The 26,284-nt window shown below is 69.4% G+C and carries 27 protein-coding genes and 1 pseudogene; 19 read left to right on the plus strand and 9 right to left on the minus strand.

All coding sequences use genetic code 11. The features are described from left to right. From KCH87_RS50705 to KCH87_RS05600, 3 genes are all read left to right on the plus strand, one after another. Positions 1 to 480 carry an alpha/beta hydrolase-fold protein gene (locus tag KCH87_RS50705; protein ID WP_210584629.1) on the plus strand — a complete coding sequence of 160 codons (480 nt, stop codon included), beginning with the start codon at positions 1 to 3 and terminating at the stop codon, positions 478 to 480. An 82-nt stretch (positions 481 to 562) separates the two neighbouring features. After that, positions 563 to 1,378: a sulfotransferase gene (locus KCH87_RS05595; protein WP_210584631.1), complete on the plus strand. Its 816-nt coding sequence runs from the start codon at positions 563 to 565 to the stop codon at positions 1,376 to 1,378. A 5-nt stretch (positions 1,379 to 1,383) separates the two neighbouring features. Then, positions 1,384 to 1,749 carry an adenylyl-sulfate kinase gene (locus KCH87_RS05600; protein ID WP_247195713.1) on the plus strand — a complete coding sequence of 122 codons (366 nt, stop codon included), beginning with the start codon at positions 1,384 to 1,386 and terminating at the stop codon, positions 1,747 to 1,749. Between the two features lie 121 nt (positions 1,750 to 1,870). Here KCH87_RS05600 and KCH87_RS50025 read toward each other — a convergent pair whose 3' ends face one another. From KCH87_RS50025 to KCH87_RS05625, 5 genes are all read right to left on the minus strand, one after another. After that, the gene (locus tag KCH87_RS50025; RefSeq protein ID WP_282612916.1) at positions 1,871 to 2,263 is read right to left on the minus strand and encodes a CorA family divalent cation transporter; all 393 of its coding nucleotides are present in this window, start codon (positions 2,261 to 2,263) and stop codon (positions 1,871 to 1,873) included. A gap of 64 nt (positions 2,264 to 2,327) precedes the next feature. Continuing rightward, positions 2,328 to 3,263, minus strand: a complete 936-nt coding sequence (locus KCH87_RS05610; RefSeq protein WP_210584633.1) for an NADP-dependent oxidoreductase — start codon at positions 3,261 to 3,263, stop codon at positions 2,328 to 2,330. Between the two features lie 23 nt (positions 3,264 to 3,286). Next, positions 3,287 to 4,873, minus strand: a complete 1,587-nt coding sequence (locus KCH87_RS05615; RefSeq protein ID WP_210584634.1) for a Na+/H+ antiporter — start codon at positions 4,871 to 4,873, stop codon at positions 3,287 to 3,289. Positions 4,874 to 4,907: 34 nt separating this feature from the next. After that, on the minus strand, positions 4,908 to 5,279 hold the full coding sequence (locus tag KCH87_RS05620; RefSeq protein ID WP_210584635.1) for a DUF2255 family protein: 372 nt from the start codon (positions 5,277 to 5,279) through the stop codon (positions 4,908 to 4,910). A gap of 89 nt (positions 5,280 to 5,368) precedes the next feature. Next, positions 5,369 to 6,385: a zinc-dependent alcohol dehydrogenase family protein gene (locus KCH87_RS05625; RefSeq protein ID WP_210584636.1), complete on the minus strand. Its 1,017-nt coding sequence runs from the start codon at positions 6,383 to 6,385 to the stop codon at positions 5,369 to 5,371. 236 nt (positions 6,386 to 6,621) lie between these two features. On the opposite strand from KCH87_RS05625, the pseudogene KCH87_RS05630 reads away from it, so the two are divergent. From KCH87_RS05630 to moaA, 12 genes and pseudogenes are all read left to right on the plus strand, one after another. Next, a pseudogene (locus KCH87_RS05630) lies at positions 6,622 to 7,330 on the plus strand (helix-turn-helix domain-containing protein). Between the two features lie 134 nt (positions 7,331 to 7,464). Then, positions 7,465 to 8,064: a flavodoxin family protein gene (locus KCH87_RS05635; RefSeq protein WP_210584637.1), complete on the plus strand. Its 600-nt coding sequence runs from the start codon at positions 7,465 to 7,467 to the stop codon at positions 8,062 to 8,064. Between the two features lie 37 nt (positions 8,065 to 8,101). Beyond that, entirely contained in the window at positions 8,102 to 8,491 is a 390-nt protein-coding gene (locus tag KCH87_RS05640) for a nuclear transport factor 2 family protein (protein ID WP_210584638.1), read from the plus strand. 29 nt (positions 8,492 to 8,520) lie between these two features. Next, positions 8,521 to 9,222, plus strand: coding sequence for a type 1 glutamine amidotransferase domain-containing protein (locus KCH87_RS05645; RefSeq protein ID WP_210584640.1), 702 nt, complete (start codon positions 8,521 to 8,523; stop codon positions 9,220 to 9,222). A 35-nt stretch (positions 9,223 to 9,257) separates the two neighbouring features. Beyond that, positions 9,258 to 9,596 (plus strand): MoaF N-terminal domain-containing protein, encoded by a 339-nt coding sequence (locus KCH87_RS05650; protein WP_210584642.1) that lies wholly within the window; start codon positions 9,258 to 9,260, stop codon positions 9,594 to 9,596. Between the two features lie 105 nt (positions 9,597 to 9,701). After that, complete coding sequence (locus KCH87_RS05655) at positions 9,702 to 10,571, plus strand: helix-turn-helix transcriptional regulator (protein ID WP_210584644.1); 870 nt, start codon at positions 9,702 to 9,704, stop codon at positions 10,569 to 10,571. Positions 10,572 to 10,824: 253 nt separating this feature from the next. Next, the gene (locus tag KCH87_RS05660) at positions 10,825 to 12,246 is read left to right on the plus strand and encodes an MFS transporter (protein ID WP_210584645.1); all 1,422 of its coding nucleotides are present in this window, start codon (positions 10,825 to 10,827) and stop codon (positions 12,244 to 12,246) included. A 291-nt stretch (positions 12,247 to 12,537) separates the two neighbouring features. Further along, entirely contained in the window at positions 12,538 to 13,176 is a 639-nt protein-coding gene (locus KCH87_RS05665; RefSeq protein ID WP_210584647.1) for a (2Fe-2S)-binding protein, read from the plus strand. A gap of 15 nt (positions 13,177 to 13,191) precedes the next feature. After that, on the plus strand, positions 13,192 to 14,172 hold the full coding sequence (locus KCH87_RS05670; protein WP_210584649.1) for a xanthine dehydrogenase family protein subunit M: 981 nt from the start codon (positions 13,192 to 13,194) through the stop codon (positions 14,170 to 14,172). Next, a complete protein-coding gene (locus KCH87_RS05675) occupies positions 14,169 to 16,361 on the plus strand; it encodes a xanthine dehydrogenase family protein molybdopterin-binding subunit (protein ID WP_210584651.1) in 2,193 nt (730 codons plus the stop codon). Before KCH87_RS05670 ends, KCH87_RS05675 begins: the two co-directional genes overlap by 4 nt. Positions 16,362 to 16,510: 149 nt before the next feature. Then, positions 16,511 to 17,671 carry an XdhC/CoxI family protein gene (locus KCH87_RS05680; protein ID WP_210584653.1) on the plus strand — a complete coding sequence of 387 codons (1,161 nt, stop codon included), beginning with the start codon at positions 16,511 to 16,513 and terminating at the stop codon, positions 17,669 to 17,671. Next, positions 17,665 to 18,645, plus strand: a complete 981-nt coding sequence (gene moaA, locus KCH87_RS05685; RefSeq protein ID WP_210584655.1) for a GTP 3',8-cyclase MoaA — start codon at positions 17,665 to 17,667, stop codon at positions 18,643 to 18,645. Before KCH87_RS05680 ends, moaA begins: the two co-directional genes overlap by 7 nt. An 81-nt stretch (positions 18,646 to 18,726) precedes the next feature. Here moaA and KCH87_RS05690 read toward each other — a convergent pair whose 3' ends face one another. Together KCH87_RS05690 and KCH87_RS05695 are read right to left on the minus strand one after the other, a co-directional pair. Further along, complete coding sequence (locus KCH87_RS05690) at positions 18,727 to 19,389, minus strand: N-acetylmuramoyl-L-alanine amidase (RefSeq protein ID WP_210584657.1); 663 nt, start codon at positions 19,387 to 19,389, stop codon at positions 18,727 to 18,729. Positions 19,390 to 19,428: 39 nt separating this feature from the next. Then, positions 19,429 to 20,310: a helix-turn-helix domain-containing protein gene (locus tag KCH87_RS05695; protein WP_210584658.1), complete on the minus strand. Its 882-nt coding sequence runs from the start codon at positions 20,308 to 20,310 to the stop codon at positions 19,429 to 19,431. Positions 20,311 to 20,506: 196 nt separating this feature from the next. On the opposite strand from KCH87_RS05695, the gene KCH87_RS05700 reads away from it, so the two are divergent. The 3 genes from KCH87_RS05700 (at position 20,507) to KCH87_RS05710 (ending at position 22,526) form a co-directional block, all read left to right on the plus strand. Further along, positions 20,507 to 21,172: an SDR family oxidoreductase gene (locus KCH87_RS05700; protein WP_210584660.1), complete on the plus strand. Its 666-nt coding sequence runs from the start codon at positions 20,507 to 20,509 to the stop codon at positions 21,170 to 21,172. A gap of 208 nt (positions 21,173 to 21,380) precedes the next feature. Beyond that, entirely contained in the window at positions 21,381 to 21,728 is a 348-nt protein-coding gene (locus tag KCH87_RS05705) for a cyclophilin-like fold protein (protein ID WP_210584662.1), read from the plus strand. Positions 21,729 to 21,758: 30 nt separating this feature from the next. Next, entirely contained in the window at positions 21,759 to 22,526 is a 768-nt protein-coding gene (locus KCH87_RS05710) for a glucose 1-dehydrogenase (RefSeq protein WP_210584664.1), read from the plus strand. Between the two features lie 356 nt (positions 22,527 to 22,882). On the opposite strand, the gene KCH87_RS05715 is transcribed toward KCH87_RS05710, so the two are convergent. Beyond that, a complete protein-coding gene (locus KCH87_RS05715; RefSeq protein WP_210585002.1) occupies positions 22,883 to 23,893 on the minus strand; it encodes a magnesium and cobalt transport protein CorA in 1,011 nt (336 codons plus the stop codon). A gap of 279 nt (positions 23,894 to 24,172) precedes the next feature. On the opposite strand from KCH87_RS05715, the gene KCH87_RS05720 reads away from it, so the two are divergent. Then, complete coding sequence (locus KCH87_RS05720) at positions 24,173 to 25,279, plus strand: winged helix DNA-binding domain-containing protein (RefSeq protein ID WP_210584666.1); 1,107 nt, start codon at positions 24,173 to 24,175, stop codon at positions 25,277 to 25,279. 105 nt (positions 25,280 to 25,384) lie between these two features. On the opposite strand, the gene KCH87_RS05725 is transcribed toward KCH87_RS05720, so the two are convergent. Beyond that, positions 25,385 to 26,176 (minus strand): trypsin-like serine protease, encoded by a 792-nt coding sequence (locus KCH87_RS05725; RefSeq protein WP_210584667.1) that lies wholly within the window; start codon positions 26,174 to 26,176, stop codon positions 25,385 to 25,387. Positions 26,177 to 26,284: the final 108 nt, after the last annotated feature.

A 26,284-nucleotide genomic window follows, 5' to 3' on the forward strand; every position in this document is an offset into this window, starting at 1 on the left:
ATGTCGTGGAGCCCAGCCCGGTTACGCCTACTCCTCGCCCTCGTGATCACGGACCTCCTGCTGTGGCTGGCAGTGTCCGACGCCGACGCGGCCGCACCACACGGCGCCCGAGTCGTCGCCGAGGAGAAGGTGGGCGACCGCCTCATCGACCTCACGATCGACTCGCCCTTCTACACCGACTGGTTCAACGCCGGCCGGGGCGGCCCTCCCGCCGTCGAGACCTTCCACCTGGAGGAGGTGCGCCCGCTGCTGGAGCGCCACTACGGTGCGGGTACCCGTCGTGCGGCCGCAGGGGAGTCGCAGGGCGGGTTCGGCGCCCTCTCTACCTGGCTGATCGGCTGCGCACCACCCCCGTCCACCTATCCAGCGGCGACGGCACGGCCGGTGTCCTCGACTGCTCCTGGAAGCCCTTCGAGGGACGTAGCCGCATGCTCAGCGGCACACGAGTCACAGGAAAATCTCATGCGCTTCCCATGGTGAAACCAGGCGTCGGCCACAGTATGGTCAAACATTCAACGGGAGGGTGAGGTTCCGCACGCCAGGGGGTCAGGGAGGCACGGCGATGGTTGTGGTCGGTCCGGGAGTGCGCCGGGTGGCGCGCGGGGTGAGACGGCGGATACGGAGGCTGGGGGAGCCCCCTGCGCCGGAGTCGGCCCACCGGCTCGTACCGGAACCGGTGTTCGTCCTCTCCTCCGTGCGCTCCGGCTCCACGCTGCTGCGGGTCCTGCTCAACAGCCACCCGCAGATCCGCGCCCCGCACGAGATGCACCTGCGCACGCTTTCGGTCGACCTGAACAAGCCGTACACGAAGAAGGCGATGGCCGAACTCGATCTGGACCAGCGGGAGTTGGAGTACCTGCTGTGGGACCGGGTGCTGCACCGCGAACTCGTGCGCAGCGGCAAGCGGATCATCGTCGACAAGACGCCCGGCAACGCGGGCTTCTGGGAGCGGCTGCACGAGGGCTGGCCGAAGGCCCGGTACATCTTCCTGCTGCGCCATCCCGCCTCGATGGTGAGCTCACTGATCAACAACCGCCCCGACCGCGATCCGGACGCGACCGTACGCGAAGTGCGTATGTACGTCGAAGCGGTCGAGGCGGCCCGCACCGCACTGCCGGGTCTCACGGTCCGCTACGAGGACCTGACCGAGAGCCCCGAGGCGGTCACCCGGGAGATCTGCGCGTACCTCGGTGTCCCGTGGACATCGCGGATGCTCGACTACCGGAAGGGTGATCATGGTCCGTTCGTGCCCTTCATCGGTGACTGGAGCGAGAACATCAAGTCCGGCAAGATCCAGAAGGCGCGACCGCTGCCGGACGCGGGAGACGTTCCGGCTGCGCTGCGCGACATCACCCGTGCCTGGGGGTATCCGTGTTGAGTGACATGTCCGACGTGAAGTGCCGATGTACGTGCCCGGGAGCGACGGTGTGGGTGACCGGGCCGTCGACGGCCGACCGCCGCGCGGCCGCCTACGCGCTCGCCGAACGCCTGCTGGCCGGACAGCACCGGGTCGAGGTGCTCGACCGCCTCAACGACCACGACACGAACCCCGAACGCATCGGCCTGATGGCCGAGGTGCTGGCCCGCAACGGCATCGTGGCGATCGTCCCGTGCGCGGAAGAGGGCGTGACGGAGGTACGTGAACGCCACACGGCGACCGGCACGCGGTACGTCGAGGTGTGCGCCTCAGGGCCGGAGTGCGCGGAGACTGCGGATACGGTCCACGGCCTGCTGACCGGGCGAGGGTGAACGGCTTTCCCGCAGCCGCAGCACGTCTCCAGTCCAAGCCCGTCGCTTGCGCTCGGCGAGGTTACGACACGAGTCTTCGTCGCTCCCGGCCTGTAGGGCACGCGCTCGTCTCGCCGATTGCTCAGAGCCAGTCCCTACGCTTGAAGATGAGGTAGAGACTGGTGCATACGATCGCCATCAGGACCAGTGCGAAGGGATACCCGAGCACCCAGTGCAACTCCGGCATCCGGTCGAAGTTCATCCCGTAGATCGTCCCCACCAGCGTCGGAGCGAACAGAATCGCCGCCCACGACGAAATCCTCTTGAAGTTGTCTGCCTGGCGGCTCTGACCTGCAGCGATGCCGCTGTTTGAGTCTCTGGCCTGGGCTGATCCATCCTTTCTGGGTCTTTCAGGCTGGCGCCGGCTTACGTAGTCGGTTCTCCCCACGCGCTCCCCGGAGCCGCTCGTACTCCCCAGATTCTCCCCGGAGGACGGCCCTGCCTGCGGTCGGTTCGGCGCGCTGCGGAAGCTCATTCGATTCGTCCGGCGGTCACGAGCAGTCACTGGGCGCAGTCGGCTGCCGTTCTCGATCGGAGGCTCAGAAAGTGAGCACCACTCGCCCCCGGAGGCCGCCTGCCTCCAACAGTCGGTGTGCTTCGGGGGCCTGCTCGGCCGCCAACATCCGCGCGACCCGAGGAGTGAGGCTGCCCTTCTCCGCCAGTTCGCGCAGGCGGTTGAGCTTGGCGTGTTCGCGTGCGTACTGCGGGACGAAGGTGTTCCGGGTCTCGATGCCGCGTTCAACGGGGACCTGGATGCCGCCGACCGATGTCGCTACTCGGCCTCCGTCGCGTACCGCGCGGATGGCGAGGGCGGCGATGCCCGCGGTGTCGACGAGGCCGTCGACTCCGTCAGGTATCTCCTTGCGCACCAACTCGGGGAACTCGGTACCGCGAGGCAGGATCACGTCAGCGCCGAGTTCCTTCACCAGTGGCTCGTCCTTCGGTGCCGCGTCGGAGATCACCCGGAACCCGTCCGCCTTGGCCAGTTGGACGGCGTAGCCGCCGACCGCGCCGGCCGCTCCGGTGACCGCCACGGTGGCGCCAGCGGGAAGTTCCAGCAGGTCCAGGGCCATGTGGGCTGTCAGTCCGTTCATCGGGAGCGTGGCGGCCTCGATGGCGGTCGCGCTCGCAGGGGCGCGGACCACCGACTCGGCGGGTACGACCACGTGTTCGGCGTACGCTCCGCGCGTTCCGGAGATGACCACGACGGCCATGACGTGGTCGCCCACGGCGAGATCGGTGTCGACTCCCTTGCCGATCTGCTCGACCACGCCCGCCGCGTCCATCCCGGGAACATAGGGCGGCTCGGCGTCGGAGACGAAGGCGATTCCCCTGCGCACCATCGTGTCGACGGGGTTGACCGTCGCCGCGTGCACCCGGATCCGGATCTCGCCCGGCCCGGCTTCGGGGACCGGAAGCTCAAGGACGCGCAGTACGTCGGGCCCGCCGAATTCAGTCAGTCCTATGGCCTTCATGGAAGTCCTTCCTCAGGGATGAGTCATTCGACCGCCGCGCCTCCCGACAAGCGGACCTCTTCGCTGTCGAGGGCGGCCTGCAGGCGGCGCAGTACGGTGTCGTCGATCCGGCGCTCGTCGCGGAGCCGGACGACGGTGGAGCGTTTGTTGGCGATGAGGGCCAGGCGCAGTGCGAGGTAGTCCTGGTGCTGGAGCACGGCGGGGTCGTCGTGGGCGCCCGCGCTCATGGCCTGGACGGATGCCAGGTGGGCCTCGTACTCCTGGCGCAGCCACTCGGTGATCTTCGGATCGCTCCGCAGGTCGGCGGCGAGTTGGGGCATTGCCTTGATCGCCTCTTCGATGGCGGTGGTCTCGGCGAGGTCGTGCTCTTCGTCGACCGACGTGTCGGGCGGCAGCTTCGCCCAGCGCACCGCCACCGGCAGCAGCAGTCCCTGCACCACCAGCGTCACGAGGATGACGCCGGAGGTGACGAAGACGATGAAGCTGCGGTCGGGGAACGGCTCGCCCGAGTCGAGGGTCTGCGGCACCGAGAGCACCATCGCGAGCGAGACCGCGCCCCGGAAGCCGGCCAATCCGCTGACGACACGGGTCCGGTGACCGACGCGGAGCGATCGTTGCTGGGGGCGCCGGTCGAGTGCGCGGACCAGGTAGGTGGAGGCGTACAGGAACGCGAAGCGCACGGCGACGAGGACCACGCAGATGACGCCGACCGCGATGAGCGCGTCCTGGAGATCGGCGCGGCCCAGGTCGCGGACGGCGTACTGCAGTTCCACCCCGACCAGGACGAACAGCGCCCCGTTGATGATGAAGGTGGCGAGCGGCCAGAACGCCAGTGCCTGCGTGCGGTGTTCGGCCTGGATGATGCGCGGGGCGACCTGGGACATGATCAGGCCGCTGACGACCACCGCGAGGACGCCGGACGCCTCGACCAGTTCGGCCAGCAGATACGCGGTGAAGGGCGCCAGGATCATGACGAGGTTGCCGAGCAGGGGATCGGTCAGGCGGCGCCGCAGGTTCATGTTGACCCACGCGACCGCCACCCCGACCAGGGCTCCACCGCCGTAGGCGAGCAGGAACAGCCCGCCGACGTGCGGGATGCTCAGGTGCTCCTCGCCGACCGTGATGCCGACGGCCAGACCGTAGACGACCAGCGCCGTGCCGTCGTTGACCAGGCTCTCCGCGCGCAGGATGGTGACCTGACGGCGCGGCAGGGCGCGCGCGAGGACGCCGACCGCCGTCGCGTCCGTGGGCGCCATGGCCGCGCCGAGCACCCACGCTGGCCCCCACGGCAGCCCGAGGGCGTGCCCCGTCGCCGCGACCGCCCAGGCGGTGAGGATGACCAGTACGGTGCTCAGCTGCAGGATGCCGCGCAGGTTGGTGCGGATCTCCCGCAGGGAGGTGGTCAGGCTCTCCCAGTACAGCAGCACCGGAAGGAAGAGCAACAGCACGACTTCCGGGGGCAGTTGTGCCTCCCGCACCGCTGGGACGAACCCCAGCAGCACACCCGTCACAAGCAGGACGACGGGCGGGGCGATGCCGAGTCGCTGTCCCATGACGTTGCCCACCAGCACAGCCACGCCCAGGACCACGACGAGTTCGAGACCGAGCAAGGTGCTTCTCCTGGAGGGGTGAAAGAGCCGATGTTCAGCGCGGTACGAGCTTCAGGGTCGTGTCCCGAGAAGCCACCATGGGATCGACGTAACTCGGGCCGTTCCGGCCGTACTTGATGCGGTAGGCGGTGTCGATGCGGTCGTTGGCGCCGGGGTCGGTGACCTCGACGAGGGTGACGTCCTTGCCGACGCCGCCGGAGCGGATACGGCCCTCGTGGCTGGCCCGGGCCGCGCGGTACCAGGCGCCGGTGTTGCCACGGAAGGAGCGGACGTAGAGGTCGTCGCCGTCGCGGACCACCCAGATCGGCACGGGTGCGCGCGGCGTTCCGTCGCTGCGCGAGGGGGCCATCTGAAGTTCCTCGGCGTGTTCGATCCGGGTCAGTTCGTCGTTCGTCCAGGTCGTCATGGGCTTGCCTCCTTTGCGACCGTGCGGCGGGGTGTGCCCTCGTGGGCGTGAGCGCGGCCGGCGCAGCTCACGCCCACGAGGCGATCGGGTCAGGGCTTGAGGAGGGCCTTGATGGCGCGGCGTTCGTCCATCGCCTTGTAGCCCTCGGCGACCTGCTCCAGCGGCAGGGTGAGGTCGAAGACCTTGCCCGGGTTGATGTGGCCGGACAGCACGCGGTCGATCAGGTCGGGCAGGTAGCGGCGGACGGGGGCCGGGCCGCCGCGCAGGCCGACCTGGGAGAAGAACAGCTCCTGGCCGTCTACGGCCACCTCGTGCGGGACGCCGACGAAGCCGACGTTGCCGCCCGGGCGGGCGGAGTGCAGGGCCTGGCTCATGGACTGGGAGGTGCCGACGCACTCCAGGACGGAGTCGGCGCCGATGCCGCCGGTGAGGTCCTTGATGCGCGCGATGCCTTCCTCGCCGCGCTCGCTGACGATGTCCGTGGCGCCGAACTCCAGGGCGAGCTTCTGCCGGGACTCGTGCCGGGACATGGCGATGATTCGCTCCGCGCCGAGCTCCTTCGCGGCGATGACACCGCACAGGCCGACGGCTCCGTCACCGACCACGACGGTCGTCGAGCCGGGCTTGACCTCGGCGGCGAGGGCTGCGAACCAGCCGGTGCCCATCACGTCGGACACGGCCAGCAGGCTCGGCACGAGCTCGCCGGCGGGGTGCTCGTCGGTGGCGACCAGGGTGCCGTGGGCGTTGGGGATGCGTACGTACTCGGCCTGGCAGGTGCCCATGAACTCGCGGTTCAGGCAGGAGGACTGCCAGCCCTTCTGGCAGTTCGCGCAGGTGTTGTCCGACGTGGCGAAGGAGCCGACCACGAACTGGCCCGGCTTGACGTTGCCGATTTCGCTGCCGACTTCCTCAACGATCCCGACGTACTCGTGCCCCATCGGGTGCGGGTCGCCGACCGGCTCCAGGCCGCGATACGGCCACAGGTCCGAGCCGCACACACAGGTGGCGACCGTGCGGATGATCGCGTCCGTCGGCTTGAGGATCTTGGGCTCGGGGACGTCCTCCACTCGGATGTCACCGGGGGCGTGGATCACGGTTGCGCGCATATCTTTTCTCCTGGTGCGTTTCTCGGGCAGCGATGTCACCCGGACGTGCCGGATTCGTCGACGATGGTCAAAGGGGTGTACAGAAGCGCCGACGGCTTGTGAAAAACAATTGTCGGTCTCTGACTCTGTCACCGCCCGCAGGGCCCGTACAGAGGAGAATTCCACCCCCGGAGGGATGTATCCAGGGATAAAACCTTCCTACCCAGCCGAGTGGCGGACAGCGCAAACTGGCCAGTATGAACAGCAGCGCGCACCGTAAGGAGCTGGGTCAATTCCTGAAGGCCCGTCGGGCTGAGCTCAGCCCCCGTACGGTCGGTCTGTCCGAAACTGACCGGCGCCGCCGTGTGGCCGGACTGCGCCGGGACGAGGTGGCCGTGCTGGCGGCCATCAGTACCGCGACTATTACACCCGTCTGGAGGAGGGGCGTATGGCCCCCTCCGCGTCCGTGCTGTCCGAGCTTGTCCCGGTCTTGCACCTGAGTGACGACCAGCGAGACCAGCTATTCGAGCTGGCCAGAAAGGAGGCCGGTCGGGTGCGGCGGCGGGCTCCGCAGAAGGCGCACCCCGGCTGCGTACCGTGCTGAACGAGCTCAGCGTGGCCCCCGGCGTGATCCTGGGCCGGCACCTGGACAACGCGTTGCTGCGGCAGCAGGCCGCGGCCTGCACCGACGACCGGAGACCGGCCGACCTCGTCGGTGAGTTGTCGATGCAGGATGACCAGTTCCGCCAGTGGTGGGGAGGTCGCCCTGTTGTGCCCCGGACCGGCGGCACCAAGGTGTTCAACCACCCGGTCGCCGGTGAACTCTCCCTCGCCTGGGATGCCCTCACCTGCGTGGCCGACCCCGATCAGCAGCTGATCGTCTGGAGCGCCGAACCCGACTCGCGTACGTACGAGGGGCTGCGCTTCCTCTCCTCCTGGGCGGCGACCTGCGCCATGAATTCGTAAAACCGGCAGGTGGCCCCGGCGTAAAACCAGGGACAGTAAAGCCAGGGACGAATCCTTCCTACCTTTGCATTTGAATTCCGTGCCATGCTTCCAGAGCACGATTCACGCAATCCTTTTCGAGGAGTAATACCCCCATGTCCTCCACCTCCCGCCCCACGGTCGCCGTCGCTTTCCATTCCGGCTACGGCCACACCGCCGTCATAGCCGAGGCTGTGGCGCGCGGTGCCGCGGAAGCCGGTGCCGAGGTGATCTCCATCCCCGTGGACACGATCACCGACGAGCAGTGGGCGCAGCTGGACGCCGCCGACGCCATCATCTTCGGTGCCCCCACCTACATGGGCACCGCCTCCGCCGCCTTCCACACCTTCGCCGAGGCGAGCAGCAAGCGCTGGTTCACCCAGACCTGGGTCGACAAGATCGCCGCCGGCTTCACCAACTCCGGTGCCAAGAACGGCGACAAGTCCTCGACCCTGGGCTACTTCTTCACCATGGCCGCCCAGCACGGCATGCACTGGGTCAGCCTCGGCGTGCAGCCGGGCTGGGCCTCCACGCAGGGCAGCGAGGACGACATCAATCGTCTGGGCTACTTCGTCGGTGCCGGCGCCCAGACCCCGACCGATGCCGGCCCGGAGGCCGTCCACAAGTCGGACATCGCCACCGCCGAGGGCCTCGGCGCCCGCGTCGCGCAGCAGACCGCTTTCTTCCGCGCCGGCCGCGCCGCCCTCGCGGCCTGACACATCCCCCGCAGAACAGCCTTCCAAGGAGCACGACATGTCCGACTCCCCGAACCTCGCCCTCGTCCGCCGTCTCTACGACTCCGGCATGGCCCCCGACGTGGTCGCCGAGGTCATCGACCCCGACATCGTCTGGGACATCACCCCCGGCTTCCCCTATGGCGGCGTCTACAAGACCTGGGCCAGCGCCGGCGGCGACTTCTTCGGCCGGCTCGCGCCGCGCTTCACCTCCTTCGGCGCGGTGGCCGAGGACTTCTATGACGCTGGTGAGCACGTCTTCGTCCGCGGCCACTACCACGCCGTGTCCAAGTCCGGCGAGGAGTCGGACGCCCGCTTCATCCACCTGTGGACGGTCGGCGACGGCAAGCTCACCCACCTGATCCAGGCCGCAGACAGCCACGTCGTCCAGCAGGCCGCGAACAACTGACCGCCCGCACTCATCCCAGGGAGCACTTCATGGCGAAGATCCTCTTCCTCATCACCGCCGCCGACCACTGGACCCTGGCCGACGGGTTCGAGCAGCCGGCCGGCTTCTGGGCCGAGGAGGCCATCGGCCCGTACGGCGTCTTCAAGGAGGCCGGCTACGAGATCGCCGCGGCCACCCCGGGCGGCGTCCCGCCGACCCCCGACGCACTCAGCCTCACCCCGGACTTCAACGGCGGAGAAGAGGGCGCCGAGCAGATGAAGACCGCCCTGCGCGAGGCCACCGAACTGGCGAACCCTGTCCGCATCGAGGACGTGAACATCGACGACTACGACGCCGTGTTCGTGCCCGGCGGCTGGGGCCCGATGGAGGACCTGTCCGACGACGCCGCGGCCGGCAAGTTGCTCAGCGACTGGCTCGCCTCCGGCAAGCTCGTGACGCTGGTCTGCCACGGCCCTGCCGCGCTGCTGTCCACCGTGGACGCCGACGGCAAGTCCCCGTTCTCCGGCTACCGCCTGACCGGCCTGTCCAACTCCGAGGAGATCCAGAACGGCCTCGCCGACCGGGCGAAGTGGCTGCTCGAGGACCGTCTCGTCTCGGACCTGGGCGCGGACTACCGCAAGGGCGAGGCGAACTTCGCCCCCCACCTCGAGGTGGACCGCAACCTCATCACCGGCCAGAACCCCGTCTCGGCCGTCCCGCTCGCCCAGGAAGTCGTCAAGACCCTCGGCTGACGACACCCCCCGTACGACAGAAAGAGGTAGTGCCGATGGACAGCAACGCGACTCTCCCCAGCGTGGGCCAGACCTGGCTGGCGGACCTCGGCCCCGACACCCCGCTCGGCCACTTCACGGTGGAGATCACCTTCGACTCGGCGACCCAGGTCAGCTTCGAGGTGACGGGCGGCGCCATCAAGGGCCGTAAGCAGACGATGGAGTACACCACCACTCAGCTCCGCGACGGCCTGTTCGTCGTCCGCTGGACGGAGCCCGACGCCGGTGACCACGTCACTCACATCGAGGACTACACCGAGGGCACCTGCATGGCCAGCTCCGTCATCGGAGGCGAGTTCGTCCAGCTCCACGGGAAGTGGAGCCGCGTCCGCTGATCCCGCGGGGCACGACCCCCAGCCGCGCGTCATGCTGACGGTGAGGACTTCCAGGGACAAATCTCTCCCCCTGACAACGCCGCTCTCCGATGCCAAGGTGATGGCATGAACCGCGATCCTCACCGCCACGATCTGGGGGAATTCCTCAAGGCACGCCGCGCGGAGCTCGACCCGGCCGCCGTCGGTCTGCCCGACGGCGGCTCGCGTCGTGTCGCGGGCCTGCGTCGTGAGGAGGTTGCCGTACTGGCGGCCATCAGCACCGACTACTACGCCCGCCTCGAACAGGGCCGTATCCAGCCGTCGCCGTCCGTGCTGGAGTCCCTGGCCCGGGTGCTGCGCCTGGACGACGACCAGCGCGCCTACATGTACGAGCTCGCGGCCAAGGATGAATTCCGCCCGCCCCGTCGGCAGCCGCGCCTCAAGGCGCAGCCGCAGCTGCAGCGCATGCTCGACGACATGGCGCACACCCCCGCCTTCGTGATCGGGCCACGGACCGAGATCGTCGCCTGGAACGCCATGGGCGCCGCCCTGATCACCGACTTCGGGAAGATCCCCGAGAAGCAGCGCTACTACATCAGGCTGCTCATCACCGACCCCACGATGCGCGAGCTGTACGCGGACTGGGAGGGCGTGACCCGGCTGGCCATCGCCCAGATGCGGATGCACAACGCGAACAACCCCGGGGACGCGCAGCTCGCCGCCCTGGTGGGCGAACTCTCGGTCCGGGACGAGCAGTTCCGCCAGTGGTGGGGCTCCCACCACGTCGCCGTCCGGGACACCGGGACCAAGCACCTGCGCCACCCCGTCGTCGGCGACCTGCACCTCGACTGGAACGCCGTCACCTGGGCCGCCGACCCCGACCTGGCGATCATCGTCTGGACCGCCGAATCCGGCACCCCGACCCACGACAGCCTGCGCATGCTGGCCTCCTGGGCGGCGGACCCGAGCCACTCGACCAGCGACAGCTCCGCCTGACCGTCGCCCAGGTCTTCCCTTCGTCGCCGAGGTATTCCCTTCAAAGGGGGAGCCTTTCTTCCTACGCGCCCCGCGCCTAGGAAGAAGCTCTCCCTTTTTCGTGTACGGCTCTCCTGGCACGCTCGTCACGAGGCCCACCGCGCCGCGCGTCCCCGCCCCCGGTCCGGCCCTCTTCCCACCGACAGAACCGGTTCCTCAGCGCCGAGGCGTCCGACCTGCCTGCTCATCCGCCAGGAAAGAGATCCACCTCCCCATGTCCCTGACCCAGTCCCGCCTCGGGACGCTGCCCTCGGCCGCCCCCGAACCGCGCTGGACCGCCCGCTTCTGGGCCGTCCTCGCCGTGCTGTGCCTCGTGCTGTTCCTCGACGGCCTCGACGTCTCCATGGTCGGCGTCGCCCTGCCCTCCATCGGCCACGACCTCGGCATGGCCACCGGCTCACTGCAGTGGATCATCAACGGCTACGTCCTCGGCTACGGCGGACTGATGCTGCTCGGCGGCCGCACCGCCGACCTGCTCGGACGCCGGCGGGTCTTCCTCGTCGCGCTGGCCGTCTTCGCCGCCGCCTCGCTGCTCGGCGGTCTGGTCGACGACGGCTCGCTGCTGATCGCCACCCGCTTCGTCAAGGGCGTGGCCGCCGCCTTCACCGCGCCCGCCGGCCTGTCGATCCTCACCACGACGTTCCCGGAGGGCCCGCAGCGCAACCGGGCGCTGTCGGTCTTCAGCCTCTTCGGCGCCCTGGGCTACTCCTCGGGCCTGATACTGGGCGGCCTGCTCACCGGGATCGGCTGGCGCTGGACCTTCCTCATGCCGGTCCCGCTCGCCCTGCTCGCGCTGGTCGTCGGCCTGATCCTGATCCCGCGCGACCGCCGCACCGAAACCGGCGGCCAGGACCCGGCGGGAGCGGTCACCCTCACCGCAGGCATGCTGCTCGCGGTCTACGCCGTGGTCACCGCCCCGCAGACGGGCTGGACCTCCGCGGCGACGCTCGCCGCCTTCGGCGTCGCCGCCCTGCTGCTGCTCGCCTTCGTCCTGGTCGAGCAGCGGGTCCGGCACCCGCTGGTCCGCTTCGGCATCCTGCGCAAGGCCACCACGGTCCGGGCCAACCTCAGCATCGTCGCGCTGATGGGCTCCTACCTCAGCTTCCAGTTCATGATGACGCTGTTCCTGCAGGACGGACTCGGCTGGTCGCCCCTGCGCATGGCCTTCGCGCTGCTGCCCGTCGGCCTGATCGTCGCCGTCGGCTCGCCCCTCACCGGCCGACTCGTCAACCGCTTCGGCACGGCACCGCTGATCATCGCCTCGATGACCTCGCTGACCCTCGGCTACGTCTGGTTCCTGGCCACGGCCGGCTCCTCGCCCGACTACCTGCTCGCCATGCTCCCGTCCCTGCTGCTCCTCGGCGGCGGCTTCGCGTTCGGCTACAGCGCCATCATGGCCCAGGCCACCGAAGGCATTGACGACTCCGAACAGGGCCTCGCCTCCGGCCTGGTGCAGACCTCGGGCCAGGTCGGCGCCGCCCTCGTCCTCGCCGTACTCACCGCCGTGATCGCCCAAGCGGGCGACAGCGGCGGCGACTTCACCGCCTACCGACCCGGCCTGAACCTGGTCACCGGCGTCGCGGCGATCGGGCTGTTCCTGAACCTGGTGCCCGTGCTGCGCCTCCGGCGACGCTGAGCCCTGACAGACGGAAACCCGACCCGGGGCCGCCCGAGTCGGGTTTCCGCGAGCAGCGGTCACGCCAGGTTCCGAAATGCCGCGAGTCTACCGCCTACTTGCGGACAGGAAAACCAAGGGGGGATAAAACTCTCCCTGCCATGGGTGGTGTCGGTGGTGCAAGACTTCCGGCGTGATCAGCCGCCATGCCGAGGCGAGCGGTCACCCTGATTCCCGCGGTGACGTCGATCCCGTGCCTTGTCTCCCGCTGGTGTACACGACTGATTTCGTCCGTGATGCAAAGGCGTACGCATGTCCTCTGAACTCTCTGAATCTGTTGTTCCTCCCCCCGCTGGAGCAAGTGAGTCCACCTCGGGGCCCAGCCGGCGCACCTTCATCGCCAACAGCGCCGCGGTGGGCGGTGTCGTGGTGGCTGGAGGAACGCTCCTTGTCGGCTCTGAGGAAGCGGCCGCCGCCGGGGCCGCACCCTCCAGCCGTGTCTCCCTGACGGTCAACGGAACCCGTCGGACGGTGACCGTGGACAACCGGACCTCGCTGCTGGACCTGCTGCGCGAGCATCTCGACCTGACGGGCTCGAAGAAGGGCTGCAACGCCGGCGCCTGCGGAGCGTGCACGGTGCTGGTCGACGGACAGCGGGTCAACGCCTGCTTGATGCTGGCCGTGCGGCTGGAAGGCGCCGAGGTCACCACCATCGAGGGCCTGGCCGAGGGCGACGAACTGCACCCGTTGCAGCAGGCGTTCATCGGCGAGGACGCCTTCCAGTGCGGCTACTGCACCCCTGGGCAGATCCTCTCCGGTGTCGGCTGCATCCAGGAGGGCCACACCGGTTCGCCGGAGGAGATCGGGGAGTGGATGAGCGGCAACATCTGCCGCTGTGGCTGCTACGTCAAGATCGTGCGCGCGGTCGAACAGACCGCGGGCCGGAAGTAAGGAGCGGTCGACCCCATGCACCCCTTCTCCTACACCCGTGTCTCCGACACCCGGGAAGCCCTCAAGGCCGGTCGTACCGGCGGTCGTTACATCGCCGGGGGCACCACGCTGGTCGACCTGATGCGGGAGACCGTCGAACGCCCCGAGGCGCTGGTCGACATCTCCCGCCTGCCGTTGCGCGAGGTCACCGTCACCGAGCGCGGGGGCTTGCGCATCGGTGCGCTGGTGCGGATGGCCGAGGCTGCCGCGCACCCCAAGGTACGCACCCTGTATCCCGTCATTTCCCAGGCCCTGGAACTCAGTGCGTCCGCCCAGCTGCGGAACATGGCCAGCATCGGCGGCAACATCATGCAGCGCACCCGTTGCACCTACTTCCGGGATGTGACTGCTGCCTGCAACAAGCGCGAGCCCGGCTCCGGTTGCGCGGCCCGGGAGGGCTTCAACCGGATGCACGCGATCCTCGGCACCTCCGACGCCTGCGTGGCCACCCATCCCTCCGACGTGGCCGTGGCCTTCGCCGCCCTGGAGGCAACCGTGCATCTCCTCGGGCCGGAGGGCGCGCGCACCCTGCCGTTCGCCGACTTCCTGCTACGGCCCGGCACTACCCCGAACCGTGAACAGGCCCTCAGGAAAGGCGAGTTGATCACGGCGGTGGAGATCCCGGCGCTTCCGCGTCCGCTCAAGTCCGGCTACCTGAAGGTGCGCGACCGGCAGTCCTACGAGTTCGCCCTGACCTCGGCGGCAGTCGCGCTGCACATCCGGGGCGGGGTTATCCAGGAGGCGAAGGTCGCAGCCGGTGGCGTGGGGACCGTGCCGTGGAAACTGCCCGCCGTCGAGCAGCACCTCGTCGGTGAGCGTCCCTCGGAGTCCCTGTGGACGTCCGCTGCCACGAAGGCGGCGGTCGGTGCCCGGCCCCTTCAGCAGAACGGCTTCAAGGTCGAGCTGCTGAAGCGGACCGTCGAACGCCAGCTGCGCATCGTAGGAGGTACGAAGTGAGCCCCCAGCCGCAGGCAGCCGTCGGCGCGCCGCTGTCCCGGGTGGACGGCCGGCTCAAGGTCACCGGTAAGGCGTTGTACGCCGCCGAACACGATGTCGACGGAGCCGTACACGCCGTCATCGTCGACGCGAGCATCGGACGAGGCCGCATCACCTCCATCGACACCGGCGCCGCCGAAGCCCACCCGGGCGTACTGCGGGTGATCAGCCACCGCAATGCCCCGAACCTGCCGTACCGCGACAACCCCGGCTCCAACAACCCGCCTGGCCGACGACTGCGGGTCTTCCAGGACGACCGGGTGGTCTTCCACGGCCAGCCCGTCGCTGTGGTGATCGCCTCGACCCTGGAGGCCGCGCAGCACGGTGCGAGCCTGGTCGAGGTCCGCTACGAGGCCGAAACGCCGTCGACCGACCTGCACGAGGCCGAGCCCGGGGCGCCGACGGACTACGCGCGCGGCGACGCGGAAGCAGGCTTGAGCAACGCCGCCGTACGGCTGGACCTGGCCTACGAGCTGGCGCGCAATCACCACAACCCGATGGAGCCGCACGCCACCATCGCCCGCTGGGACGGCGACAAGCTGACCGTGTGGGACAAGACCCAGTGGGTGATGGGTACGCACGACGAGCTCGCAGCCGTGTTCGACCTGCCCGCGGATGCGGTACGCGTGATCTCGCCGTTCGTCGGCGGCGGTTTCGGCAGCGGACTGCGCTGCTGGCCGCACACGATCGTCGCCGCGCTGGCCGCGCGGGTGACGCGTCGTCCGGTCAAGCTGGTGCTCAGCCGCAAGCAGATGTACTTCGGCACCGGCTTCCGGCCGTCGTACGAGTACCGGCTGCGACTCGGGAGCGACCGGCGAGGTCGGCTGAACGCCGCGATCCACGACATCGACGCCGAGACCTCCTCGTTCGAGACGTTCAACGAGGCGGTCATGTCGGCCGGGCAGATGCTCTACAGCATGCCGAACGTGCGCCAGTCGTACCGGACCGTGCCGCTGGATGTGAACACGCCGATCTGGATGCGCGGGCCGGGTTTCGCCTCGGCGTCGTTCGTGATCGAGTCCGCGATGGACGAGCTCGCGCACGAACTCGGCGTCGACCCGATCGAGTTGCGCCGGCGCAATGAGCCGCGCGAGGACGAGTCGACGAACGAGCCGTTCTCCACCCGGCGGCTCGGTGAGTGCTACACGGTCGGTGCCCGTGAGTTCGGATGGGACCGCCGTGACCCGAGGCCGCGCTCGACGTGGGACGGGGACCAGCTGATCGGTCTCGGTATGGCCGCCGGTGTGTACGACCCGGGGCGGTTTCCCGCGCAGGCGCGGGCCCGGCTGGATGCCGACGGCACCGCGGTGGTCGAGGCGGCCACCAGTGACATGGGGCCGGGCACCTACACCTCGCAGACCCAGGTGGCCGCGGACGCGCTCGGGCTGACGATGCGCACGGTGACCTTCCGCCTCGGTGACTCCCTCTATCCGCCGACCTCGCCGCATGGCGGCTCGGCGACCATGGCCAGTGTCGGCTCGGCTGTCGTCGACGCCTGCAACCAGGTGCGACAGCAGGCGATCAAGGTGGCCGTCGAGGACCGGGAGTCGCCGCTGTACGGCGTGACCGCGGACCACGTGGTCGTACGCAACGGTCGGCTGCACGTGCAGAACAATCCGGCCCGCGGGGAGACGTACAAGAGTCTGCTGGCCCGCAACGACCGCTCCTACCTGGAAGCCAACGGCACCTACGACGGGCCGGGCAGCGAACGATCTGCCTACTTCGCCTACAACGCCACCTTCGCCGAGGTCGCCGTAGATGCGAATCTTGGTCTGGTGCGGGTGCGGCGGATGCTCGGCGTGTACGACGCGGGACGGATCATCAGCCCCAAGCTGGCCCAGAGTCAGGCGTTCGGCGGCATCGTGGGCGGCATTGGTACGGCGCTGCTTGAACACACGGTCACCGACCACCGGGACGGGCGGATCGTGAACGCCAGCCTGGCCGACTACCTCGTACCCGTGAACGCCGACGTCCCCGAGATCAAGGCGATCTACCTCGACGGCGAGGACAACGCCGGCAACCTGCTCGGCGTCAAGGGACTCGGTGAGGTCGTCCAGGTGGGTGTGGCGGCCGCGATCGGCAACGCGGTCTTCAACGCCACCGGCCGACGGATCCGCCAACTGCCCATCACCGCCGAGGCGTTGCTCTGACGACACCGCCTCCATAGACGGGTCCGGCAGCCGAACCCCCCGTACGGATGCCGGACCTCCCCGGGCCGCCGCCGCGCATGCGCCCCCGTCGTCGCGGCGGCGGCCCGCTCACCTTCTGCGACAGCGACCGTCTGTTCTGGAGACCCCCCATGCTGAACATCGCGGACGCACTGCACCGCTGGTGCCGCGAGAAACGCCCTTTCGCGCTCGCCACCGTCGTCGACGTCACCGGCAGCGCACCCCTGCCCATCGGTACGTCGGTGGCGGTGGACGAGGACGGCAACGCCGTCGGCAGCATCTCCGGCGGCTGTGTCGAAGGCGCAGTGTACGAACTGTGCCGGCAGGTCCTCCACGACTGCGGCACCCCCCAGCGTGCGTGGTTCGGCTACTCCGACGACGATGCCTTCGCCGTGGGTCTGACCTGCGGTGGGGAACTCGACGTGCTCGTGCAGCATGTCGACCCGGCCACCCAGCCGCACCTCGGCGCGGCGCTTGCCGAGGCGGTCCAGGGCCGGCCCGCCGCCGTCGCCCAGGTCGTGGACGGCTCTCTCGTCGGCGCCATGTTGAGCGTGCTCGGCGACAGTTGGATCGCCGACAGCATGCTCGGCGACGGGCAGACCGGCCGGGCAGTGGCGGACCGGGCCAGCGCCCAACTGCGCACCGGACGCACCGCACTCCTCGCCCTCGGCGGAGACGCCGACACCTGCCCCGAGAAGCTCTCCGTCCTCGTCCACGCAGCCGCCACCCGCCCCCGCATGCTGATCTTCGGCGCGATCGACTTCGCCGCCGCCCTCGCCCAAGCCGGCCGCTTCCTCGGCTGTCACGTCACCGTGTGCGACGCCCGACCCGTCTTCGCCACCGAAGCCCGCTTCCCGCACGCCGACGAAGTGGTCGTCGACTGGCCCCACCGCTACCTGGCACAGACGGCCGTGGACGCCCGAACCGCCGTCTGCGTGCTGACCCACGAAGCCAAGTTCGACATCCCCCTGCTCCAACTCGCCCTCGACCTGCCCGTCGGCTACGTCGGCGCCATGGGCTCCCGCCGCACCCACGGCGAGCGTCTGCGTCGCCTGCGTGAAGTCGGGGTCACCGAAAGACAGTTGGCCCGACTTCGCTCCCCGATCGGCCTCGACCTCGGCGCCCGCACCCCCGAGGAGACGGCCATCTCCATCACCGCCGAGATCATCGCCCACGCCAACCAGAGCACCGGCCTGCCCCTGACCCGGGTCGGCGGCCCGATCCACCGCGTTTCCGAGGCGGTGTCGGAGACGGTGCGCCAGAGGAGAGGAACGGTCTCGGGAACGTGCTGATCGACACCTACGGCCGGGTGGCCACCGACTTGAGAGTCTCGCTGACCGACCGATGCAACCTGCGGTGTACGTACTGCATGCCCGAGGAGGGCCTGCAGTGGCTGGCGAAGCCCGACCTCCTCACGGACGACGAGATCGTCCGTCTGATCGACATCGCGGTCACCTCCCTCGGTATCGAGGAGGTCCGCTTCACCGGCGGCGAGCCCCTGCTGCGCCCCGGCCTGGCGGGCATCGTCGAGCGGGTCGCGGCTCTGAGGCCCCGCCCCCGGATGTCGCTGACGACCAGCGGCATTGGCCTCAACCGCACCGCCACCGTACTGAAGGCGGCGGGCCTGGACCGGGTCAACGTCTCCCTCGACACTCTCCGCCCGGACGTCTTCAAGACCCTCACCCGCCGGGACCGCCACAAGGACGTCATCGAGGGCCTGTACGCCGCCCGAGAAGCGGGTCTGACCCCGGTGAAGGTCAACTCGGTCCTGATGCCGGGACTGAACGACAACGAGGCCCCCGACCTGCTGGCCTTGGCGGTCGAGCACGACTACGAACTGCGCTTCATCGAGCAGATGCCCCTGGACGCCCAGCACGGCTGGAAGCGCGACAGCATGATCACCGCAGGGGACATCCTGACCTCCCTGCGCAACCGCTTCGAGCTGACGGAGGAGGGTTCCCAGGCCCGGGGTTCGGCGCCGGCCGAGAGCTGGATGGTGAACGGCGGCCCGCACCGCGTGGGCGTGATCGCCTCGGTCACCCGCCCGTTCTGCGACCGCACCCGGCTCACAGCAGACGGGCAGATACGGACCTGCCTGTTCGCCCGAGAGGAGACCGACCTCCGCGCCGCCCTGCGCTCCGGCGCCGGCGACGAGGTGATCGCGTACATATGGCGCGAGGCGATGCTGGACAAGAAGGCCGGCGCGGGGCTGGACGCCCCGTCCTTCATCCAGCCGGACCGACCCATGTCCGCGATCGGAGGCTAGCCAATTCTCTTCTACGGGACACGGGAGTCCCCTCCGAAGACCTGGAGCCGCCAGGCGTTTCCCGGAGGTACAGAGGGCGTGTTACCTGGCGGCGCGCACCAGGCGCAGGTAGCGGTCCCAGTCCCGGTACGGGCCGGGGTCGGTGTGCCTGGCGCCGGGGACTTCGTTGTGGCCGACGACGTGCTCGCGGTCGACGGTGATGTCGTAGCGGGCACCGATGTCGGCCGCCAACTCGGCGGAGGCGCGGTAGGCGGTATCGGTGAACCAGCGGTCCGGCGCGTCGACGAAGCCCTCGTGCTCGATGCCGATGCTGCGCTCGGTCCCTTCACGGTTGCCCGCGTGGTATGCCACGTCCGACTCCCGGACCAGGTGGGCGACGTGTCCGTCGGAGGCGCGGACCAGATAGTGGGCGGCGGCGCGGTGCCCCGGGTCCTGGAAGGCCCCGGCAGCCGAGGTGAAGCGGGACTGGATGACGATGCGGTCGATGGTGTAGTCGTCGGGCCGTTCGGCATAGCGGTAGTTGGCGGCCGACGCGGCGATCCACTGGGCGGAGGACTGGTCGACCGTTCCGTCCCGCAGCGCGCCACGCTGTCCCGGAAGGTCGTCGCCGAGGCCGGCCGCCGCGCTGCCGAGGCCGACGACGAGCGCGGCGCCCGCACCGAACAGCAGGGTCCGGCGGGTCGTGGTGGGGCGGGAGAGCTCACGCCGGGCCGGCGGCAGTCGGCCGTCGGGTATGTCGTTCATGGTGAGATGCCTGCTCGGCGAGTAAGGGCCCGACCGTGGTCAGGCGAGAGGGGGAGAGGCCAGCAGATTCTGGTCGGCGGTCCAGGAGGCGAGGATGCGCAGCCGCTCGTGGGTGGGCGAGTCGGGTGCGGCCGTCCAGACGGTGAGGTGCTGGTCGGGGTCGGTGTTGGCGGTCAGAGTGTCCCAGTCCAGGACCAGTTCGCCGACCACCGGGTGGTTGAGGGTCTTCGTGCCCACCGTGCGGGCCGCGACGCGGTGGTCACCCCACCACTGGGCGAACTGCTTGTCGCACAGGGATAGTTCACCGACCAGCTCGATGAGGCGGGAGTTCTCGGGATACTGCGCGGCTTCCATCCGCAGCTGCGCCACAGCGAGCCGCGCGGAGGTCTCCCAGTCCGCGTACAGGGTGCGCATGGCCGGATCCGTGAAGATGAGCCGCGGGTAGTTGCGGTGCTTCTCCGGGATCCGGGAGAAGTCGGTGACCAGCGCGGCCGCCAGCGCGTTCCAGGCCAGGATGTCCCCGCGTCGGCCCTGCACGATGGCCGGGGTGGCGGTGAGATCGTCCAGCACGCGCTGCAACTGCGGCTGGACCTTCTGCCGCCCCCGGCTGCGCGCGCGGGTGGTGGTCTTGCCGGCGAGCTGGAAGAGATAGCCGCGTTCGTCGTCGTCGAGGTGGAGCACCCGGGCGAGCGTGTCCAGCACGGGTGCGGACGCCTGCATACGGCCCTGTTCGAGACGCGTGTAGTAGTCGATGCTGATGCTGGCGAGCTGGGCGACCTCTTCGCGGCGCAGCCCGGCGACCCGGCGGGGGCCGCCGTTGTCGGGCAGCCCGACGGTGCGAGGGCTCAGCTCGGCGCGGCGCTTCTTGAGGAATTCTCCAAGCTCGTTGAGGGGAACGTTGCCGGTCATGCCGATCAGCATGACACCGAACGGACCAAAGGAAGGAGGGAGAGTTTCCTCCCCGGATGTCTCCCTCCCCGGATGTCTTTCTCCGCTTTTGGCCCTTGCCTCGGCGTGTGAGGCTCGACATAGAGCAGCCTGCCCGGCGATCCCGAGCGCCGTGCCCGCAAGATCCTCCCCACCCTGAGCGAAGCCCCTCCACCCACAAGGACTCACCATGACGACCTTCGCCCTCGTCGGCGCCGGCCCCGGCCTGGGGCTCGCCACCGCCCGCCGCTTCGGAACCGCCGGCCATACCGTCGCCCTCATCTCCCGCAGCGCCGAGAAGCTGGACGGACTGACCGCCGAGCTGGCCCGCGACGGCATCCAGGCGCGGGGCTTCACCGCCGACGTCCTCGACATCGAGTCACTGGACGCGGCCCTGTACGCGGCGGCAGCCGCCCTGGGTCCCATCGAGATCCTGCAGTACAGCCCCGTCCCTCGCGCCGACTTCATGAAGCCGGCCCTCGACACGACTGCCGACGACCTCGACGCGCCGCTCGCCTTCTCGGTCAAGGGTCCGGTCGCCGCGGTCAACGCCGTCCTTCCCGGCATGCGCGAACTCGGCCGCGGCACCCTGCTGTTCGTCAACGGCGGCAGCGCCGTACGCCCCAACCCGAAGGTCGCCGGAACCTCCATGGCCTTCGCGGCCGAGAGCGCCTACGCACGCATGCTGTACGACGCCCTCGCCCCGGAGAACATCCACGTCGCCCAGTTGATCATCCCGGGAGCCATCCGCCCCGACGCCGAGCACAGCAGCCCTGAGGTGCTGGCCCACCGCCTGTACGACATCCACCTCAAGCGCGACGGCTTCCGCCACTACTCCGAGCCCCTGCCCGACTGACGCCCCGGAGGATGCCGTGAGCCCGACCACCCGTTCCAGTCTTGCCCGCGCTGTCCCGACCGTCTTACTCCTTGCAGTGACCGCCTGTACCGATGAGCCGGCCCCGTCCCCTTCTTCCCCGTCCTCGCCCTCCGTCTCTGCCTCCGCGTCACAGCGAACGCCGACGGCCACGGCACCAGCCGCACCGTCCGATGACAAGGACACCGCCATGAACATCCGCCTCACCATCGACGGCCACCGGCTCGACGCCACCCTGAACGACACCGCCACGGCCCGCGACTTCGCCGCCCTGCTCCCGCTCACGCTGAACCTGAGCGACTTCCACGAGACCGAGAAGATCGCTGACCTGCCCCGTCGGCTGTCCACCTCCGGCGCCCCGGACGCCGCCGAAGCCAAGCCCGGAGACCTGGCGTACTACGCGCCCTGGGGCAACCTGGCCCTCTACTACCGAGGCAGCGGCTCCAGCGACGCCGGCCTGATCATCCTCGGCAGCGTGCACGGCGACACCGAACGCCTCGCCACCGCCACCGAGGTCACCATCGAAACCGCCTCCTGACCAGGCCCACTCTCACCGGCAGGGAAACACGTGAACCCCACCTACGACTTCACCGGCCAGGTCGCCCTCGTCACCGGCGCCGGCTCCGGCATGGGCCTGGCGACCGCCCGCGCCTTCGCCGCATCCGGGGCCGCCGTCGCCCTCACCGACATCGACGAAGCCGCCCTGAACGCAGCCGTCAAGGAACTCACCGACTCCGGCCACCGAGCACTCGCCCTCACCTGCGACGTCAGCGAGGAGGACCAGGTGGCGGCCGCGGTCGACCGGACCGTCGAGACCTTCGGACGCCTCGACATGGCCTACAACAACGCCGGCATCCAGATCCCGCCCAGCGACGCCGCCGACGAACCCGCCGAACGGTTCGACCGCGTCAACGCCATCAACCTCCGCGGCGTGTGGGCCTGCATGAAACACGAGCTGCGACACATGCGCGCCCAGGGCAGCGGCGCCATCGTCAACTGCTCCTCCCTCGGCGGCCTGGTCGGCCTCCCCGGCCGAGCCTCCTACCACGCCTCCAAGCACGGCGTGATCGGCCTGACCACCAGCGCGGCCCTGGAGTACGCCCCGCGCGGCATCCGCATCAACGCCGTCTGCCCCGGCACCATCGACACCCCGATGGTCAGCGACATGATCGCCAAGGGGGAGCTGGACCGCGCCGAGGCCGAGGCCAACCAGCCCATCAACCGCCTCGGTACGGCCGAGGAGATCGCCCAGGCGGTTCTGTGGCTGTGCAGCCCGGGAGCCGGTTTCGTCGTAGGCGTCGCCCTTCCCGTCGACGGCGGCTACGTCGCCCGATAACAGAGTGGCAGCCGCCGTCACGCCACGGACGACGGCTCCCACGGCAACGTCATCAGGTATCAGCAGACTGCCAAGGGGTCGCCCCCGTCCCACGCCTCGCGCCGCGCGTCGGCGAACAGGAAGCCGTGCGGGTCGGTTGTCGAAAGCCCGAAGCGCGGGCTGCCATTCGTTTCTCCCCGGATTCTCCCCAGCGGCCGCCAACGCGCAAAAGACCTGTTCAGGGGCTCCTCGGAGGCAGGGTGATGAGATCACCCGCATCACTTCTCCCCAGCGGCTCCCCAAAGCCGGTTACGGCGCCATTTTCGGGAGATGCGAGAGCAAACAGGGTCAGTGGCTGGAGGTGCGATCGCCTGACCCTAGAGCCAGTCCCGCCCCTTGAAAATTACATACAAACTCGCACAAACTACCCCCATCAAGCCGATCGCGAAGGGGTATCCGAAGCTCCAACCCAGCTCAGGCATGTGCTCAAAGTTCATGCCGTAGATAGTTCCTACGAGTGTGGGAGCAAAGAGAATGGCGGCCCAGCTCGAGATCCTCTTGATCTCCTCGTTCTGCTCGAACCCCGCCTCCGCCAACGCCCGCATCTCCGCGTTCTGTTGCTGGTTCACCAGCGTCGCGTTCACCGCGAGGATGTCCGTCAGGGCCTGGCGGAAGCCGTCGACGCGCTCGCTGGTGTGGGTGACGTGGTCGGCGACGTCCCGGAGGTAGCGCTGGAGTTCGTCGTCCGTGCCGTACTTGGCGAAGCCGGCCATCAGGCTGTGCAGCATGCCGACGAGGGGGCGGGTGGCGCGCTGGAACTCGACCACTTCGCGGGAGAGTTCGTAGATACGGCGGGACACGGCGGGCTCGCCGCGGAAGACTTCCGTCTCGATCTCGTCGATGTCGTTCTGGACTCCGGCGACGACCGGAAGGTAACCGTCGACGACCGCGTCGAGGATGGCGTACAGCACCGCCTCCGGGCCCAGTTTCAGCAGCTCCGGCGTCTCCTCCATACGGCGGCGGACCGCCGACAGGTCGGGGGCCGCGCCATGGCGGACCGTGATCACGAAGTCGGGGCCGACGAACACATGCAGCTCGCCGAAGTCGACCTCCTCCGGCGCGTCGAGATACCTGGCCGCCCGCAGGACGACGAAGAGCGTCTCGCCGTAGCGCTCCAGTTTCGGGCGCTGGTGGGCCTCCAGCGCGTCCTCGACCGACAGTGGATGCAGGTCGAACTCGGCGGCGAGGGAGAGGAGTTCGCTCTCGGTGGGGCGGGCCAGGCCGATCCACGCCATGCCGGGCTTCTCGCGCAGTTCGCGGTAGGTCTCGGCGAGGGTGGCGGGGGAGGAGACGCGGATACCGTCCTGGTAGAGGACGGCCTGGACGATGCTCGCCGGCTCGGACGTCTCCGCCGGCGTCGCAGTGTCCGGCGTGGATTCGGGCGGTGCCTCGGGTGTCACCGGCTGGTTCGGGGCACGGCGCCAGACGGACTTCCTGGGGTTCTGCGCGGCGATGGCGGCACCTCCCTGCTGGTTCCTGTTCGAGTGGAACGGCTGATCACGAAGCAGGATATGCGGGGGCATACGGCATCCGGGCGGGCGGACGGTAGGGAAATCAGTGAGAGTTGCGGACAGAGGGTGTCCGCAACCGGGGCTAGCGTGCGGAGCATGACGAAGACGACGACCGCGACGGCCCCCGTGCTCGGCATCCGCGCCCTCAACCGCGCGACCCTCGACCGGCAGTTGCTGCTGCGCCGCTCACCGCTCTCCGCGCAGGCGGCCGTGGAACACCTCGTCGGCCTCCAGGCGCAGGAGGTCAAGCCGCCGTACTACGCGCTAGCCGCCCGGCTCGACGGCTTCGCGCCCGAGGAGCTGTCCGGGCTGCTGGAGCGCCGCGAGGCGGTGCGCATCGTCACCATGCGCTCGACGATCCATCTGCACACCGCCGACGACAGCCTCACCCTGCGTCCACTGGTCCAGCCCGCCCGGGACCGTGAGATCAACTACTTCCGCAAGGGTCTCGTCGGCGTCGACCTCGACCGGCTGGCCGTACTCGCCCGTGAGCTCGTCGAGGACGGACCGCGCACCATGAAGCAGCTGCGCGAGGCGCTGCACGTCGAGTGGCCGGATGCCGACCCGCAGTCCCTGGCCGTCGCCGCCCGCTGCGCGCTGCCCCTCGTCCAGGTCACCCCGCGCGGCATGTGGGGCAGAAGCGCCCAGGTCTCCCTGACCACCGCCGAGCACTGGCTGGGCCGCCCGGCCGAGCCCGCCGCGTCCGCCGACACCGCGGTCCTGCGCTACCTCGCCGCGTTCGGACCGGCCTCGGTGAAGGACATGCAGACCTGGTCCGGGCTGACCCGGATGCGCCCCGCCTTCGAACGGCTCCGCCCCCGGCTGCTCACCTTCCGGGACGAGAACGGCGTCGAACTCTTCGACCTCCCCGACGCCCCCCGCCCCGACCCCGACACCCCGGCCCCGCCCCGCTTCCTGCCCGAGTTCGACAACCTGCTCCTCTCGCACGCCGACCGCACCCGCGTGGTGCCGCCCGCGAACCGAGGCCGCACCTGGCGGGCCAACACGTTCTACCGCCCGCTCCTCGTCGACGGCTTCCTCGCGGGCGTGTGGCGGATCCTCGACGAAGGCCTCGTCATCGAGCTCTTCACCGAACTCACCAAGGCCCGGCGCGACGAGGTGACGGAGGAGGGTGCGCGCATGCTCCAGGTGATGCACCAGGACGCGTCGTACGACATCCGCTTCGGGACCCTCATCCCGTAGCCCTGAAGGCGGGCGGACATGGATAGAGGGCGTTGCGGGCTGCTCGTGGAAGCCCGCAACGCCCCCTGGTTCTTCACCTGAGGGGTTGCTCAGGAGATCTGCCGGTTACGAGTTGATCTGCTCGGTGACCTCGTCCGAGAAGGTCGTCAGCCGGGTGTAGACACCCGGGTAACCGGCATCCGCGCAACCCTCGCCCCAGGAAGTGATGCCTGCCAGGACGCCCCCGATGATCAGGGGACCGCCGCTGTCGCCCTGGCAGGTGTCGACGCCGCCGTCTTCATAACCGGCGCAAACCATGTCGGACTGGACGTAGTCCGAACCGTAGGAGCTGCCGCAGCTGGAGTCCGACACGATCGGGACCGTCGCCGTACGCAGCTGGTTGGAGGAGCTGCCGCCCGAGGAGGTGGTGCCCCAGCCGATGATGCGGGCCGTGCTGCCGGCCGCGTACACATCGGTGTCGTCGGCGGCGACGTACGGCGCGGTCGTGTACGGCATCGAGGTGGACAGGGTCAGGACGGCCACGTCGTCGCCGTTGGTGGCGTCGGTGTAGTCGGGATTCACCCAGATGTCGGTGACCTGGCTGACCGTGCCGTTGGTGCCGTTGAGGTACGTGCGGCCGCCGACGACTCTGACGCCGCTGGGGGACTCGCCGACCATGCAGTGGGCCGCGGTGACGACCTTGGTGGCCGAGACGAGCGTGCCGCCGCAGAACTGGTTCTGCGAGGCGTCCGTGATCTGCATCATGAACGGGTACGCGGTCGTCGTGGTCGTCGTACCGCCGACGATGGGCTGCGGGGCGGCGACCGCAGTGGGGGCGGTCAGCAGCGCGGTCGCGGCGGCGGCAGCGCTCGCCGCGACGACGGCGGCGGTCTTCGTGGCACGGTTGAGCCCGAACATGAGTCTCCTCAAGGGGATTGCCGGTGGGGGGACGCGCGGGTGTGGGGGGTTGCCACGGGGGTCTCGGGACCGACCCCCGTATGCCCGAGCGAGCGGCACGCTCATACG

The organism is Streptomyces sp. GESEQ-35 (assembly GCF_017948485.1).
GTDB lineage: Bacteria > Actinomycetota > Actinomycetes > Streptomycetales > Streptomycetaceae > Streptomyces.

Bases quoted from the DNA above. Each gene is read 5' to 3' on its own strand.
- KCH87_RS05600 (WP_247195713.1), top strand. From the start codon at position 1,384: ATGTCCGACGTGAAGTGCCGATGTACGTGCCCGGGAGCGACGGTGTGG.
- KCH87_RS05655 (WP_210584644.1), top strand. From the start codon at position 9,702: ATGAACCGCGATCCTCACCGCCACGATCTGGGGGAATTCCTCAAGGCA.
- KCH87_RS05625 (WP_210584636.1), bottom strand. From the start codon at position 6,385: ATGCGCGCAACCGTGATCCACGCCCCCGGTGACATCCGAGTGGAGGAC.
- KCH87_RS05695 (WP_210584658.1), bottom strand. From the start codon at position 20,310: ATGCTGATCGGCATGACCGGCAACGTTCCCCTCAACGAGCTTGGAGAA.
- KCH87_RS05720 (WP_210584666.1), top strand. From the start codon at position 24,173: ATGACGAAGACGACGACCGCGACGGCCCCCGTGCTCGGCATCCGCGCC.
- KCH87_RS05725 (WP_210584667.1), bottom strand. From the start codon at position 26,176: ATGTTCGGGCTCAACCGTGCCACGAAGACCGCCGCCGTCGTCGCGGCG.
- KCH87_RS05610 (WP_210584633.1), bottom strand. From the start codon at position 3,263: ATGAAGGCCATAGGACTGACTGAATTCGGCGGGCCCGACGTACTGCGC.
- KCH87_RS50025 (WP_282612916.1), bottom strand. From the start codon at position 2,263: ATGAGCTTCCGCAGCGCGCCGAACCGACCGCAGGCAGGGCCGTCCTCC.
- KCH87_RS05700 (WP_210584660.1), top strand. From the start codon at position 20,507: ATGACGACCTTCGCCCTCGTCGGCGCCGGCCCCGGCCTGGGGCTCGCC.
- KCH87_RS05705 (WP_210584662.1), top strand. From the start codon at position 21,381: ATGAACATCCGCCTCACCATCGACGGCCACCGGCTCGACGCCACCCTG.
- KCH87_RS05670 (WP_210584649.1), top strand. From the start codon at position 13,192: ATGCACCCCTTCTCCTACACCCGTGTCTCCGACACCCGGGAAGCCCTC.
- KCH87_RS05650 (WP_210584642.1), top strand. From the start codon at position 9,258: ATGGACAGCAACGCGACTCTCCCCAGCGTGGGCCAGACCTGGCTGGCG.
- KCH87_RS05680 (WP_210584653.1), top strand. From the start codon at position 16,511: ATGCTGAACATCGCGGACGCACTGCACCGCTGGTGCCGCGAGAAACGC.
- KCH87_RS05690 (WP_210584657.1), bottom strand. From the start codon at position 19,389: ATGAACGACATACCCGACGGCCGACTGCCGCCGGCCCGGCGTGAGCTC.
- KCH87_RS05640 (WP_210584638.1), top strand. From the start codon at position 8,102: ATGTCCGACTCCCCGAACCTCGCCCTCGTCCGCCGTCTCTACGACTCC.
- KCH87_RS05620 (WP_210584635.1), bottom strand. From the start codon at position 5,279: ATGACGACCTGGACGAACGACGAACTGACCCGGATCGAACACGCCGAG.
- KCH87_RS05645 (WP_210584640.1), top strand. From the start codon at position 8,521: ATGGCGAAGATCCTCTTCCTCATCACCGCCGCCGACCACTGGACCCTG.
- KCH87_RS05665 (WP_210584647.1), top strand. From the start codon at position 12,538: ATGTCCTCTGAACTCTCTGAATCTGTTGTTCCTCCCCCCGCTGGAGCA.
- KCH87_RS05660 (WP_210584645.1), top strand. From the start codon at position 10,825: ATGTCCCTGACCCAGTCCCGCCTCGGGACGCTGCCCTCGGCCGCCCCC.
- KCH87_RS05595 (WP_210584631.1), top strand. From the start codon at position 563: ATGGTTGTGGTCGGTCCGGGAGTGCGCCGGGTGGCGCGCGGGGTGAGA.
- KCH87_RS50705 (WP_210584629.1), top strand. From the start codon at position 1: ATGTCGTGGAGCCCAGCCCGGTTACGCCTACTCCTCGCCCTCGTGATC.
- KCH87_RS05635 (WP_210584637.1), top strand. From the start codon at position 7,465: ATGTCCTCCACCTCCCGCCCCACGGTCGCCGTCGCTTTCCATTCCGGC.